The sequence below is a fragment of the Burkholderia sp. EMB26 genome, from assembly GCF_024730645.1.
Taxonomy (GTDB): domain Bacteria; phylum Pseudomonadota; class Gammaproteobacteria; order Burkholderiales; family Burkholderiaceae; genus Burkholderia; species Burkholderia cenocepacia.
Window position 1 is genome coordinate 2,642,301 of the sequence record NZ_CP078071.1, and the last position, 13,421, is coordinate 2,655,721.

At 68.8% G+C, this 13,421-nt stretch carries 15 protein-coding genes and 1 pseudogene; 7 read left to right on the plus strand and 9 right to left on the minus strand.

Features of this window, described 5'->3' with window-relative positions; translation table 11 throughout:
• Window positions 1-21: 21 nt before the first annotated feature.
• Window positions 22-1,827: a sensor histidine kinase gene (locus KU887_RS28600; protein ID WP_258256441.1), complete on the minus strand. Its 1,806-nt coding sequence runs from the start codon at window positions 1,825-1,827 to the stop codon at window positions 22-24.
• Window positions 1,824-2,471, minus strand: coding sequence for a response regulator transcription factor (locus KU887_RS28605; RefSeq protein ID WP_006495658.1), 648 nt, complete (start codon window positions 2,469-2,471; stop codon window positions 1,824-1,826). Before KU887_RS28605 ends, KU887_RS28600 begins: the two co-directional genes overlap by 4 nt.
• Window positions 2,472-2,796: 325 nt before the next feature.
• Between KU887_RS28605 and KU887_RS28610 the strand changes: the two genes are divergently transcribed.
• Both KU887_RS28610 and KU887_RS28615 read left to right on the plus strand, forming a co-directional pair.
• Complete coding sequence (locus KU887_RS28610; protein ID WP_006482104.1) at window positions 2,797-3,249, plus strand: hypothetical protein; 453 nt, start codon at window positions 2,797-2,799, stop codon at window positions 3,247-3,249.
• 108 nt (window positions 3,250-3,357) lie between these two features.
• Window positions 3,358-5,376: a VTT domain-containing protein gene (locus KU887_RS28615; RefSeq protein ID WP_258256444.1), complete on the plus strand. Its 2,019-nt coding sequence runs from the start codon at window positions 3,358-3,360 to the stop codon at window positions 5,374-5,376.
• Between the two features lie 24 nt (window positions 5,377-5,400).
• Here the strand turns inward: KU887_RS28615 and KU887_RS28620 are convergent, their stop codons facing one another.
• Both KU887_RS28620 and KU887_RS28625 read right to left on the minus strand, forming a co-directional pair.
• Window positions 5,401-5,730, minus strand: a complete 330-nt coding sequence (locus tag KU887_RS28620; protein WP_006479699.1) for a DNA-binding protein — start codon at window positions 5,728-5,730, stop codon at window positions 5,401-5,403.
• Window positions 5,727-6,059 (minus strand): type II toxin-antitoxin system RelE/ParE family toxin, encoded by a 333-nt coding sequence (locus tag KU887_RS28625; protein WP_006490499.1) that lies wholly within the window; start codon window positions 6,057-6,059, stop codon window positions 5,727-5,729. Before KU887_RS28625 ends, KU887_RS28620 begins: the two co-directional genes overlap by 4 nt.
• A 179-nt stretch (window positions 6,060-6,238) precedes the next feature.
• Between KU887_RS28625 and KU887_RS28630 the strand changes: the two are divergent.
• Both KU887_RS28630 and KU887_RS28635 read left to right on the plus strand, forming a co-directional pair.
• A pseudogene (locus KU887_RS28630) lies at window positions 6,239-6,454 on the plus strand (helix-turn-helix domain-containing protein); the annotation flags it as partial.
• A 64-nt stretch (window positions 6,455-6,518) separates the two neighbouring features.
• Window positions 6,519-7,028: a GNAT family N-acetyltransferase gene (locus tag KU887_RS28635; RefSeq protein WP_034202746.1), complete on the plus strand. Its 510-nt coding sequence runs from the start codon at window positions 6,519-6,521 to the stop codon at window positions 7,026-7,028.
• Window positions 7,029-7,045: 17 nt separating this feature from the next.
• Here KU887_RS28635 and KU887_RS28640 read toward each other — a convergent pair whose 3' ends face one another.
• The 3 genes from KU887_RS28640 to KU887_RS28650 form a co-directional block, all read right to left on the minus strand.
• A complete protein-coding gene (locus KU887_RS28640; RefSeq protein WP_058902753.1) occupies window positions 7,046-7,999 on the minus strand; it encodes a hypothetical protein in 954 nt (317 codons plus the stop codon).
• A 58-nt stretch (window positions 8,000-8,057) separates the two neighbouring features.
• Window positions 8,058-8,180 carry a hypothetical protein gene (locus KU887_RS28645; protein ID WP_006479692.1) on the minus strand — a complete coding sequence of 41 codons (123 nt, stop codon included), beginning with the start codon at window positions 8,178-8,180 and terminating at the stop codon, window positions 8,058-8,060.
• 413 nt (window positions 8,181-8,593) lie between these two features.
• Complete coding sequence (locus KU887_RS28650; protein ID WP_006490496.1) at window positions 8,594-9,049, minus strand: Lrp/AsnC family transcriptional regulator; 456 nt, start codon at window positions 9,047-9,049, stop codon at window positions 8,594-8,596.
• Between the two features lie 115 nt (window positions 9,050-9,164).
• On the opposite strand from KU887_RS28650, the gene KU887_RS28655 reads away from it, so the two are divergent.
• On the plus strand, window positions 9,165-9,713 hold the full coding sequence (locus KU887_RS28655) for an alpha/beta hydrolase (protein WP_060267634.1): 549 nt from the start codon (window positions 9,165-9,167) through the stop codon (window positions 9,711-9,713).
• Window positions 9,714-9,834: 121 nt separating this feature from the next.
• Window positions 9,835-11,088 carry a YbfB/YjiJ family MFS transporter gene (locus tag KU887_RS28660; protein WP_058902754.1) on the plus strand — a complete coding sequence of 418 codons (1,254 nt, stop codon included), beginning with the start codon at window positions 9,835-9,837 and terminating at the stop codon, window positions 11,086-11,088.
• Window positions 11,089-11,099: 11 nt separating this feature from the next.
• Here KU887_RS28660 and hpaC read toward each other — a convergent pair whose 3' ends face one another.
• Complete coding sequence (gene hpaC / locus KU887_RS28665; RefSeq protein ID WP_006490502.1) at window positions 11,100-11,645, minus strand: 4-hydroxyphenylacetate 3-monooxygenase, reductase component; 546 nt, start codon at window positions 11,643-11,645, stop codon at window positions 11,100-11,102.
• Window positions 11,646-12,000: 355 nt separating this feature from the next.
• On the opposite strand from hpaC, the gene KU887_RS28670 reads away from it, so the two are divergent.
• The gene (locus KU887_RS28670) at window positions 12,001-12,633 is read left to right on the plus strand and encodes a response regulator transcription factor (RefSeq protein ID WP_006479687.1); all 633 of its coding nucleotides are present in this window, start codon (window positions 12,001-12,003) and stop codon (window positions 12,631-12,633) included.
• Window positions 12,634-12,645: 12 nt separating this feature from the next.
• Here the strand turns inward: KU887_RS28670 and KU887_RS28675 are convergent, their stop codons facing one another.
• Window positions 12,646-13,389, minus strand: a complete 744-nt coding sequence (locus tag KU887_RS28675) for an SDR family NAD(P)-dependent oxidoreductase (protein ID WP_006495645.1) — start codon at window positions 13,387-13,389, stop codon at window positions 12,646-12,648.
• Window positions 13,390-13,421: the final 32 nt, after the last annotated feature.

The following is a 13,421-nucleotide window of genomic DNA, read 5'->3' on the forward strand; positions in this document are numbered from 1 at the left end:
TGGTTGTCGTTGCCGCGTTGGTCAGCGATTGATTCGCGAATCCCCGTCCCCGCCATGCGCGACCGCCACAGGCGTTGGCACCCGCGGAATCTCGACCTCCACCGTCGTGCCTTCGCCGAGCGTCGTCGCGATCCGCAGCGTGCCGCCGACCAGATACGCACGCTCGCGCAACCCCACCAGCCCGAATGAACTCGACTTGCGCGGCACCGCGGGATCGAAGCCCGCGCCGTCGTCGCGTATCGTCAGCGCGATCGCTTCGCCGCCGCACACGAGTTCGACGTTCGCATGCGACGCGGCCGCGTGCCGGGCGACATTCGCGAGCGCTTCCTGCGCGATGCGGAACACGGCCGTCGCATACGGCTCGTCGAGCTGCAATTCGGGCGGCTCGACGTGCAGCGCACACGCGATCCCGTGACGGTGCCGGAAATCCTCCACGAGCCATTGCATCGCCGCCGCGAAGCCGAGATCGTCGAGCATCAGCGGGCGCAGGTCCGACGCGATGCGGCGGGTCGCGGCCACCGCGCCGCGCGCGAGCGCATGCATCGCCGCGATCTTGCGCGCGAGCGACGCGTCGTCCTGCGGCACGCGGTCGATCAGCCATTCGAGATCGTTCTTCAGCGTCGCGAGCGTCTGCGCCAGTTCGTCGTGCAGTTCGCGCGCGATGCGGCGCTGCTCGGCTTCGCGCGCGCTGGCGCTGATCGCGGCGATCTCGCGCAACTCCTCGCGCGACGCCTGCAGCGCCCGCTCCGCGCGCACGCGTTCCTCGACTTCGCGTCGCAAGTCGCGGTTCGACGCGCTCAGTTGCGCGGTGCGCGCGGCGACGCGCTGTTCGAGCCGTTCGTTCGCCTCGTTCAACTGCGCGCTTTTCTGCGCGACGAGCAGATGCTGGTAGCGCGCGCCGGCCAGCGCGCGCACCGTCTGCGCATGCAGCCGGCCGTTCTCGAACAGCATCGCGAACAGCACGACGCCCGACGCGACGAGACCGTACGCACGCCCCGCATAGAAGCCGAGATCGAAGCGGCCGTGATTCAGCATCGACGACAGCGCGATGTCGAACAGCCACGCGACAAGCACCGTCATCACCCACAGATCGAGCACCGAATGGCGGCGCCGCTGCCGCCACATCAGCACCAGCGCGACGAGGTTCAGCCCCCAGACGACCGTGATCGCGTTCGTCATCGTCGCGGTCATCCTGTTGCCGCTCATGATGCGCGGCAACAGGTCGTGGCCGGCGGTCGCGAGCAGCGCGAGCGCGACCGTCGCGCCGATCGCGGCCGCGATGCAGAGAACGACCGGAATCGCCGCGCGGCGCTGCGGGGCCGGAGCCACGCGCCCGCGCGACGCTGCGCGCAGCAGCGCGTACGCGGCGACCGACAGCGGAAAGCCGCCGTGCCAGAACAGGTACAGCCACGCGGTGGTCTGTTCGCCGGCGCCGAGCAGGCCGCGCGGCGCGAACAGGCCGGGGAAGGTCAGCATGTGCGTGCCGGCCATGAACGCCGTGAACAGGTAGCCGCCCGCCAGCACGAGCAGCGGCTTCTCGCGCAGGATCGCGTACTGGCCGAGCAGCAGGCCGGCCGTCACCATGTCGTTGACGACGATCGCCGACTGGTACACGGGAATGAACGCCCAGCCCGGCGCGAGCGGCAGGGGGGCGAACGGTGCGAGCGCGGCGAAGATCACGGCCGAGACGAGCACCGTCGCGAGCGCGAGCCGCCGCTCGCGCCGGCCCGGCGGCAGCGACGACATGAACAGGCGCGACGTATCCGGATCGTCGTCGTTCGGCGGCGGCGGCAGCGGTGCGGAGGGGAAGCGGAAGGCGGCCATCATGCGTCGTCGGCGCCGAGGTCGAGATCGTGGCGCACCGCGTAGCGGATCAGGGCGGCTTCGTGCGGCAGCGCCATCTTGTCGAGGATGCGCGTCTTGTACGTGCTGACCGTCTTCGCGCTCAGCGCGAGTTCAAACGCGATCTGCGTGACCGTCTGGCCGGCGACGATGCGGCGCATCACGTCGAGTTCGCGCGCGGACAGTCGCTCGTGCGGCAATACCTGAGCCGGCGCGCGCAGCGTGCGAGCGAGGCTTTCGGCCGCGGACGGGCTCACGTAGATGCCGCCCGCGGCCACCTTGCCGACGGCTTCGACGAGCTCGGCGGTCGCACTGTCCTTCGTCAGGTAGCCGGTGGCGCCAGCCTTGAATGCGCGCGCCGCATACTGCGTTTCCGCGTGCATCGTCAGCACGAGCGTGCGCAGCGACGGCGCCTGGCGCTTGACCAGCCGGATCAGCTCGATGCCGGTCGGCGCGGGCATCGACAGGTCGAGCAGCAGCACGTCGGCGACGGTGCGCTCGGCCAGCGCGAGCGTGCCCGAGCCGTCGCTCGCCTCGCCGACGATCTCGAAACCGCCGGCCATCTCCAGGATGTGACGCAGTCCGTCCCGCATGACTGCGTGATCGTCAGCCAGAATTACCCTGATCATCTTCCAGCGATCCTCTTCGGGATGACGCCGCGTGTTGCCGTCCGGTTGTCGCCGCGGCCGTTCTTCTGACCAATATATGCCCCCGGACCCGAAAACGGTACTCGTTCGAGAAATTTTCGGGAGGGTTGAACGCGGAATGTGCACTGAAACGAAATAATTCACGGGAAAGGGTACGGCGCGACGCGCATCCGGATCCGGGTATTCCCGGGTGATCGTGGCACCCGCGCGGGGCCGGCGCGGCATCACGGCAACCGGTCCGCGAACCGGTCCGATTCGGGACTAAACTGGTGCCCGATGCCACTCGCGTCAACCAAGGAGTCCTGCGATGATCGACCTTGCCGATATCCTGCCGTCCGCATTGCCCGCCGCTGTCGCGTGGGCCGAAGCGGAGGCGGCGCGCGGGCTCGCGCGGGGCACGCCGCTGACGCCGGCACAAGCCGACGACGCGCGCACGGTGGGCGTCGCGCAACCGGAGCGGATCCGCGTGACGGCCGTCGATCGCATGCCGTTTCCCGACACGCCGACGCTTGCCGCGCTCGCCCGCGACACCGGGCTGCTCGCGCCCGGGACGATCGGCCTCACGCTCGGCCATGCGGTGTACGTGCTGCGCGGGCAGGACACGCGCCGCCTGCTGACTCACGAATTCCGGCATGTGCATCAATACGAGGCCGCCGGCTCGATCGGCGCGTTTCTTGCGCGCTATCTGCACGAGGTCGCGACGGTCGGCTACCACGATGCGCCGCTCGAGGCCGACGCGCGACAACACGAATTCGATTGACCCCTGACCCCGACACCGGCGCGAGCGTGCGCATGTCGCGATGAACGTATCCAATGCCCCTGCCGGCCCGCCGTTCGCGCGCCGGGCCGCACCGTTCGGGAGCGTGTGATGAGCGACACGATCCATGCGTGGATCGGTGCGATCGGCGCGCATCCGCTGCTCGTGCTGGCGATCGTGTTCGTGGCCGCCTGCGCGGAGGCGATCGCGTTGATCGGCACGATCGTGCCGGCCGGCGCCGTGATGTTCGCGGCCGGCGCGCTGATCGGCGCGGGCGCGCTCGACGCGTGGGCGACGATCGGCGTCGCGGCCGTCGGCGCGGTGATCGGCGACGGGATCAGTTACGAACTCGGGCGGCATTACCGCGGGATGATCCGCAGCGCATGGGCGCGCTTCGGCTATGCGAACGCCTACGCGCGCGGCGAGGAATTCGTGCTGCGTCACGGCATGAAGAGCATCGTGCTCGCGCGTTTTCTCGCGCCGGTGCGTGCGGTGGTGCCGGTCGTCGTCGGCTGCGCGACGCTGCCGCGCCGGTCGTTCTATCCGGTCAACGTGATCTCGGCGCTCGTGTGGGCGCCTGTCCACGTCGCGCCCGGCATCCTGTTCGGCGCGTCGGCCGCGCTGGCCGCGGCGATCAGCGTGCGGGTCGCCGCGATCCTGCTGGTCGTCGCCGCGCTGGTCGCGCTCGTGTGGATCGGCGTGCGCATCGCGCTGCGGCGCGGCTGGCCGCTGCTGTGCCGTGCGCTCGCCGAAGCCCTGCATGCCTGCGCGCGCCGCTGGCCGCGGTTCGGCGCGCGGCTGCACGACGGGATCGCGTACCTGCGCGGGTTGCCGGGCGCGGTGCCCGTGCTCGCGCTGCTGTTCATCGGCTGTGTGTGGCTGTTCGCGGGCATCGTGCAGGACGTCGTCGCGAACGATCCGCTGATGCACGCGGACATCGCGCTGTACGCGTTCCTGCAGAACCTGCGCACGCCGCCCGTCGACGCCGCGATGAGCGCGCTCGCCGTGCTGCATGGGCACGACACGGGGCTGATCGTCGCGGCCGCGTTTCTCGTCTGGCTGATGATTCATCGCTGCTGGCTGTCGGCTGCGTGGTGGCTCGCGACGGTCGGCGTCGCCGTCGTGCTCGTGCCGGTGTTCGGCGGAGGCGTGCCGGGCGCGACACCCGCGAGCCTGCCGCCCGGCGCGCCGCACGTGGCGCTGCCCGACGCCGACGCCGCGTTCGCGATCCTCGCGAGCAGCGGCCTCGGCTGGCTGCTCACGCGCGACCGGCCCGCGTTGTGGCGCATTCCGGTCGTGACCGCGGTCGTGCTGTGGATCGTGCTCGGCGGTTTCGCGCGGCTGTACGTCGGCGACACCTGGTTGTCGGGCCTGCTGGGCGGATGGAGCCTCGGGCTCGCGTGGTTCGCGTTGCTCGCCGGCGCCTATGCGTACTGGCGCGTGCGCGAGCATGTGCAGCCGAGAGGCGCGCTCGTCGCGGTCGTCGTCGTGCTCGCGACGGCCGGCGTATGGACGGTGCCCGCGCAATGGCAGCTCGATCGCGCGGCGCGTCCGCATGTCGGCGACGTGGTCGCGATGACCGTCGACCAGTGGCTGCGCGGCGGCTGGCAGCGCGTGCCGACGCGGCGCACCGAGATCGGCGGCGACCGCGAGGAATATCTGCCGCTGCAATGGAGCGCGACGTCGGACACGCTCGACCGGCATCTCGCGCAGGCCGGCTGGCAGCGTGCGACGCCGTGGTCGCCGGCCACCGCGCTGCGCTGGCTGTTGCCGCAGGCGCCGACGGATACGCTGCCCGTGCTGCCGCGCTATACGCATGGCGAAAGCACGCGGCGCGTGTTCGTCCATATCGACCGGGCCCACCCGGAAAGCCGTTTCGTGCTGCGGCTGTGGCGTTATCCGTACGTGCTGCAGGATGCGCTCGGCATGCGGCCGCTGTGGTACGGCGCGCTGTATCGCGAGACGCTGCGCCGGCCGGCGCGGCTGATGACGATCGTGCGCACGACGACGATCGACGATGCGGCGGCGATCGCGCAGGCGCTGGCGGTCGAGCCGACGATCGCGCATCGGCCGGCGGGAGTGACGGTCGCGCCGGACGAGATGCTGCTGGTGTGGATGGTGAGGCCGTGAGGGGGTGCGCGTGCCGTGCGCCCCTTACGCGTGCGACGGCTGCGCGGGAACGACGGACAGGCGCAGGCCGACGGTCTTGAGCACCGCGAGCAGGGTCTTCAGCGTCGGGTTGCCGTTCGGGGACAGCGTGCGATACAGCGATTCGCGGCTGATGCCGGCTTCGGCCGCGACCGCGCCGAGCCCTCCATACGCTTCCGCGACCGTGCGCAGCGCGAGCAGGCCGGCCGCGCGGTTGTCCGGGTCGTCGAGCGACTCCATCGCGACGCGCAGATAGGCGACCGCGAGCTCGCGGTCGGCGCCGAGTTCGGCGACCTCTGCGTCGTGGTGCGATACCGCGCCTTTGAGCTTGTTCACATTTGCCTCCGTTTCCAGTTCGACCAGTGTTCCTTTGCGCGCCGGATGTCGTCGGATTGACTCGCCTTGTCGCCGCCTGACAATAGCAGCACCAGGGCGCTGCCGTGCCGGCCGAAGTACACGCGATAGCCGGCGCCGACATGGACGCGCAGTTCGATCACGCCTTCGCCGACCGGCTCGCAGTCGCCGAAATTGCCGGTCTGTACGCGGCGCAGGCGCTCGCGGATGCGTGCCTGCGCGAGCTTGTCACGCACGGCGTTCAGCCATTCGGTGAAAGGCTCGCGACCGTCGTCGCGCTGATAGCGAAGCAGTTCGAACTTGGAGAGCATTGTAACTTATAAGCTACAAAAAATCAATGGAACGAATCGGGTCGCATGCAATGGCTTCACAGCCGACGCGCATGCAGCGTCTTCATGGTTCGGCTGTCAGGGCATGGAGCGGACCTCCCGGACGACGATCATTGTTTCATCCGGTCGGGCGCGCGACGATTCGGCCAAATGGCCGGTATCGATGGCGTGAGGAGGGGGGATGCGCTCGGAGACGGAGAGCGCGCGGCGCGATGGCCGAGACGCTGCTCGCCGATGCGCGGCTGTCGCTCGCGGAGGTGGCCGAGCGGCTCGGTTTCAGCGATCTGTCCAGTTTCTCGCAGGCGTTCAAGCGCTGGTACGGCGTGCCGCCGGGCGCGTATCGCAGCGCGGCGCGGCGAACGGGCGACCCGCGATGAATCGCGGTACGATCGCTCGTTCGCCTGCCTTGCCTGCTGACATCACCCTCCCGAGACCCCCCGCATGATCACGATCCGCCCGATGACCGACGACGATTTCGCACGTTTCTGGCCGACCTACCGCGCCATCGTCGCTGCTCAGGAAACCTACGCATTCGATCCCGAGCCGACGCCCGAAGCGGCACGCGCACTGTGGCTCGACGCGCCGCTCTGTACGTGGATCGCCGAGGAGGACGGCGTGGTGCTCGGCTCGTATTACCTGAAGGCGAATGCGGCCGGGCCGGCCAAGCACGTGAGCAACTGCGGCTACATGGTGAGCGAGGCCGCGCGCGGCCGCGGCGTCGCGCGCCTGATGTGCGAGCACTCGCAGCAGGTCGCGCGCGAGCGCGGTTTTCTCGCGATGCAGTTCAATTCGGTGGTCGCGACCAACGAGGTCGCGGTCGCGCTGTGGCAGAAGCTGGGATTCGAGATCGTCGGCCGGCTGCCGCGCGCATACCGTCACGCGCGGCTCGGCTTCGTCGACTGCCTCGTGATGTTCAAGTGGCTCGGCGACGCGGCCGCCGCCGAAGCCTGAGTCACCTGCGCGCCGCGTCAGACGGCGAACGCGCCGTCGAACACGATCCGCTCGTCGAGCGCGAGCGTGCCGCGCGCGAAGATCAGGTCCAGATGGTGGCTGCCGTTTTCGCCGCCGCCGAGGCCGAGATGCAGGCCCGGATGGCGTTCCTCGAATCCCGCGTTGCGGCCGTACAGGCCGCGGATGCCGAGGTTCGTGCCGATGCCGAATTCCTCGATCCGCCGGTGATTCGCGTGCCGGTCCAGATAGGTCGAGAAGTCGCGCCGGAAGCCCGCATCGTCGGTGTCGAAATCGACGATCGTGCTGTGTTCGACATGCAGCGTCGCGAGCCGCTCGGCCACCTTGTACTTGATCGCGAACGGCACGGTGCCGAGAAACGTGCCGCTGAACACGACGGTGCCGTTCAGGTCCGTCACGTGCGTCGCGATCTCGCCGGGCACGACGTCGAGGTTGCCCATGCCGTCCACGCTCGTCCATTTCTGGTCCGGCGCGAGCGCGCCCGTCAGCGCGTTGCCGGCTTCGTCGATGAAGCGGATCTGCGACGCGCGCGAGGCCGCCTCGATCAGCCGGCCGTTGCGGGCGGCGATGTCGTCGAGCGATTCGGCGAACGCCTCGTCGAGGTGCGGGCCGTAATCCTTGAATAAAACCGATTTACTCCAGTGTTCGACGATCGCGGGGCGGATCGCGGCGAGAAATGGCGGCCCGCTCGGCGACGGCGTCGGCAGGCACGACGAGTCGTACAGCAGCACGAACAGGTCGGCGTTGTCGAGCGCGACGGCGATGTCGGCGGGCGCGGTGCTTTCGAGGCAGAGGGTGGTCGCGTCGAGCGAATCGGGCAGGGCGGAAAAGGCGCGCAACGCGATGTCGCGGTTGCGGGTGTCATAGCCGACCAGCAGTTTTCCCGATTCGCCGCGGGCCAGCTTGTCGCGCAGCGCCGGGTGAAAACCGAGCGCGCGGTGCAGGTTCAGCATGCGTATCTCCGGAAGCGGCGGAAGGGCCGAGGCCCTTCCGCGAGAACGGGTGGCCCGCTCAGACCGGCCAGAGCGCGGTGCCGAACGGCACCACGGCGTCCTCGACCATCATGTCGACGGCCTCGGGGTGCGTATCTTCCTGCATCCAGTCAAGCAATTCGATTTGCTGGGTTTCCTGCATGTCAATTCTCCTGTGGTGAACATGAGTGATTCAACATGAAAGCGCGACAAAAAATTGCCGCTCCTCGTTCGGCATTTTGTGAATCCCGGACAAGTGGCGTCGATATTAGTCTGACGAATTTTCGAATGCAATGCGTTGCCATGTTTTTAGCCGACACGTGCTAAACACGCAGCGTTTGCGCTTCACATACTGGAAAAACCGGATAAAACGGGCGACAGATCACGCATCATTTTTTTAGAGGACGGAATCCGGATCGACGAAATGAATTCGGCTATTTTTAATTCGAATTCAATTGTCCGGATTGCTGCGTTTTATGTCATTGACGAAAGCCGCATACGCATTCGCGTGGCGTTCGAATCCGCAATCGAACCGGTCCGCGATGTCACGCACCGCGCGCGGTTCGCACGCGAGCGTCATCCGAGCAACGCCTTGCCGATCGCCTTGGTCGGTTCGGAGCGCAGCACCAGCGAAGTCGTGACCGCGCCGAAGCGCGCAATCGCGTCGATGAGCGTTTCGAGCTGGCCCGGTGTCGGCACCAGCACCTTCAGCAGAAAGCAATCGTCGCCGGTCATGCGATGGACTTCGATGACATGCGGCATGTCGGCAAACGTGCGCAGCGCCGGTTTGATGTGCTCGTGAGTCGTCTTCAGCCGGATGATGGCCATCATGCCCAGCCCGAGCGCCGCCGGATCGATCCGTGCGCCGTAGCCCGCGATGATGCCGCGTTCTTCGAGCCGCTTGACGCGCTCCGACGTCGCGGGCTGCGACAGCCCGATGCGCCGGCCCACTTCCGACAGCGGCGTTCGCGCGTTGTCCTGCAGGGCCTCGAGGATCGCAAGATCCAGGCGATCCAGTGCTTCGTCCGGCATGACGGTCCTCCGGTACCGTTGATTCATCGGCATTTTGTCTCAATAACCGATGACTTGCCATTCCATGCCGACCGGCGCCCCGTCACACTGCCGGCTTTCGTTGATGGAGGGCGTGATGGAGCAAGCGATCGTGATCGTGCCGGGTATCGGCAATTCGGGACCGGATCATTGGCAGAGTCATTGGGAGGCCGCGTTTCCCCGCGCCGCGCGCATCGCGCCGGCGTCGTGGGATGCGCCCGACCTGGCCGACTGGACGGCGGCGCTGGACGAGGCCGTGGCGAACGCCGGCGCGCCTGCGCTCGTGATTGGTCATTCGCTGGGCTGTCTGTTGTTCGCGCATTGGCATGCCGCGTCGGCGCGCGCGGTGCGCGGCGCGTTTCTCGTCGCCGTGCCGGACCCGGCAGGGCCGCGTTTTCCGGTGGCCGCCGCCGCGTTCGCGAAGCTGCCGCGCGGCCGGTTCGGGCGCGTGCCGGTGCTGGCGATCGCGAGCGCGGACGATCCGTACGATCCGTCCGGGCGAGCGCTCGAATGGGTCACGCAACAGGGCGCGACGCCGCTGCAGCTCGGCGCGCGCGGCCATCTGAACGCGGCTTCCGGGTTGGGGGAATGGCAAGAAGGACGCGCGCTGCTGACGGCGTTTGCAGCCGGGCTCGGGCGAGCGTGATCGTGCGTGTCTGCGCCGGCCGTCGGGTTTTTGTCGCCACCGCACCGGTTCACGGCGGCTCAAGTATGATCGACCGACGGCGGCGCAAGCCCCGCAATCGAACAACGATGGAGACACCCCGATGCGCGCAGTGCCGCAACCGGAGCGTGCCGGCCGCTCGCGGCCGGACGCCGGCGCAACCGATCCCGGCCGCATGGCCGCGTGGCGACTCGCGATCTGCCTGTCGCTCGGCAGCGCGATCGCGCTCGGCCTCGCACGCTTTTCATATGCGCTGCTGCTGCCGCCGATGAAGGCCGATCTCGGCTGGACCTTCGCGCAGGCCGGCGCGCTGAACACGGCGAACGCGGCCGGCTACCTGATCGGCGCGCTGGCATTCCCGCTGCTGTCGCGGCGCTGGCGCGCGGGCACGCTGCTCGCGGCCGGCTGCGCACTGACCGCCGTGCTGATGGCCGCGGGCGGGCTCACGTCGGACATGCACGCGCTACTGGCGCAGCGGCTGGCCACAGGTATCGGCAGCGCGTTGATCTTCATCAGCGGCGGTGTGCTGGCCGCGCGGCTCGCGTCCGCGTCGCCGCGCGACGCAGGGCTGCTGCTCGGCCTCTATTACGGCGGCACCGGATGGGGCATCGTCGCGTCGTCGCTGCTCGTGCCGGCCACGCTCGTGCACCGCGTGCACGGCTGGCAGCCCGCGTGGTTCGCACTCGCGACGGCGTGCGTGCTGTTCTCGGCGGTGGCCGTGTCGGCCGCGCGCCGCATCGAGCATGCGCATGCGGCGCCGGTCAGACAGACCGACGGCGCGAAACCGGCGGCGAGCGCGAGCCCGGCCCGCTTCGCGCTCGCGCTGGCCGGCTACGGGCTGTTCGGCGTCGGCTACATCGGCTACATGACGTTCATCGTCGCACTGCTGCGCGGCGCGGGGATGAGCGGCACGGTGGTCGCCGCGTTCTACGTGATGCTCGGGATCGCGACCGTCGTGTCGGCGCGGCTGTGGTCGGGGCTGCTCGACCGGATGCGCGGCGGCCAGGCGCTCGCCGTGCTCAACGCGCTGCTCGGCGTCGCGACGCTGATGCCCGCGCTGTTCGTGCATCCTGCTGCCGCATTCGCATCGGGCCTGTTGTTCGGCGCGACGTTCCTGTCGGCGGTCGCGTCGACGACGGCCTTCGTGCGGCACAACCTCCCGCCCGACGGCTGGGCGAAGGGGATCAGCGCATTCACGACGGTCTTCGCATTCGGGCAGATCGCGGGGCCGGTCGCGATCGGCTGGGTGTCGGACAGCGCGGGGCTCGCGCGCGGGCTAGTGTATTCCGCGCTGACACTGTTCGCGGGCGCCGCATTCGCGGCCGGGCAGCGCGCGCTGCGCAGCACGTCCGCGTAGTCAGGCGCCCGTCACCGCACGCAGGCGGTACGCGACACGCGATGAAACGCACGGCTGAAGTAGATGAGGCTGTCGCCGTCGTCGCGCACGCGAATCGACGTCGCCTCGATGAACATCACCGAATGCGAGCCGACTTCCTTCATCTCGGCGATCGTGCCCTGCAGGCTCGCGAGCGCATCGCGCAGCACCGGCACGTCCTGTTCGCCGCGATCCCACACGGGCAACTGGAAACGCTGTTCCATCGGCAGGTCGGTGAGCCCCGCGAAGTGTCGCGCGAGCAGTTCGTGCTCGGCCGGCAGCACGTTAATGCAGACCTGACGGTTGCGCTCGAAGGTCGCGTGCATCGCGCTCGACCGGTTCAGGCACACGAGCAGCGTCGGCGGCGCGTCGGTGACGGAGCACACGGCGCTCGCGGTGATCCCGCAGCGGCCGTGCGGCCCGGCGGTGGTGATCACGTTGACGGCCGCGCCGAGGTGGGCCATCGCCTGGCGGAAGGCCTTCTGCGCGTCGGTCGGTTCGACGCGCGCCGGTCGCTGGATATCGGTCGTGGAAGACATGGGCGCTCCTGGTTGGACGAAAGCGGCGAACGATGCAGCGCGGCGAGCGCGGCGCCGGATCGCCGACGATGACCCAAGCGTACGTCGCGAAAATGCGGCCGACCATTCGCACGATTGGCGATCGGGATGGCGTTGCCGCCAACGCGTCTAAAGGTTCTACCTAGATGCATGCCGCCGCGTGTGAAAAAAACCGCGATTGCGCGTTCGTGCGGCACGTGCAGGGGTTTGCAGCGGGTTTTCGGCTCGTTATGATGTGCCGCACACCCCACAGCGAACGACGCTCGCGACATGCCGGCCACCGGCTTCCCGCGCGGCGCGTGCGATACCGATACCGATATTCAGCGAGACACCCGCGATGACGTCACCCGCACCGATCGTATACATCGTCGACGACGACAGCGGCATGCGGACGTCGCTCGCGTGGCTGCTCGAATCGGTCGGCATCGCGTCCGAAGGATTCGCGAACGCCGCCGACTTTCTCGCGCGCTTCGACGTGAACCTGCCCGCCTGCCTCGTGCTCGACGTGCGGATGCCGGAGAAAAGCGGCTTCGACGTGCAGGCCGAACTGAATGCGCGCGGCGCGACGCTGCCGGTGATCTTCGTCAGCGGGCATGGCGACATTCCGATGTCGGTGCGCGCGTTGCAGAACGGCGCGATCGATTTCGTCGAGAAGCCGTACAACTCGCAGCAGATGCTCGAGCGCGTGCAGCGTGCGCTGCGGCTCGCGCAGCAGCGGCACGCGGTGAGCCAGCGCCACCGCGAGCTGCGCCAGCGGCTCGATGCGCTGACCGCGCGCGAGAAGGAAGTGCTGCGCGGCGTCGTGGACGGCAAGGGCAGCAAGCAGATCGCGTCGGATCTGTCGATCAGCGTGAAGACGGTCGACGTGCATCGCGCGAGCATCAAGGAGAAGCTCGGCGCGACGTCGATCGCCGCGCTGGTGCGCGATGTGATGGTCGTATGGGGCGACGACGGCGAATCGTCGCGATGAGGCCCGGCGCGTTCAGCGCATGTACAGCCCGCCGTTGATGTCCCAGCATGCGCCGTTCGCGAAATGCGCGTCGCCCGACGCGAGCAGCACGGCGGCATCCGCGACGAACCCGGCCGACCCGAGCTTGCCGCCCGGCAGGCTCGCGAGCACCTGACGCAGTTTTTCAGGCGCGACGCTTTCGTACACGATCGGCAGATCGAGCGGCCCCGGCGAGATCGCGTTGACGGTTACGCCGTGCGCGGCGAGATCGCGTGCGAACACCTTCGTCAGCGTCAGCGTGCCGCCTTTCGCGGCCGCATAGTGCGCGCCCGTCGCCGAGCCGCCGTTCTGCCCGGCGAGCGATGCGATGTTGACGATGCGGCCCGCGCCGCGCTGCGCGAAGTACTGGCCGAACACCTGGCAGCCGAACAGCACGCTGCGCAGGTTCACGTCGATCACCTGGTCGAACTGCTCGGCGGTGATCTCCATCGCCGGTACGACCTTCGACGCGCCTGCGTTGTTGACGAGCACGTCGACCGTGCCCCAGCGCGCGACGAGCGCATCGCGCGCCGCTTCGAAATCGCGTTTGGACGTGACGTCGAGCGGCAGCGCGATCGCGCGTGCGCCGCTCGGGTCGAGTTCGCGTGCATGCGCGTGAACGGCGTCGGCGGCGATGTCGGCCAGCGCGACCCGATAGCCGGCCGCATGGAAGCGTTCGGCGATGACGGCGCCGAGCCCGCGCGCGGCGCCGGTGACGAGAACGACTCGATCTGACATGGTGTGGAATTCCGTGGTTCGCGGGCGCACGC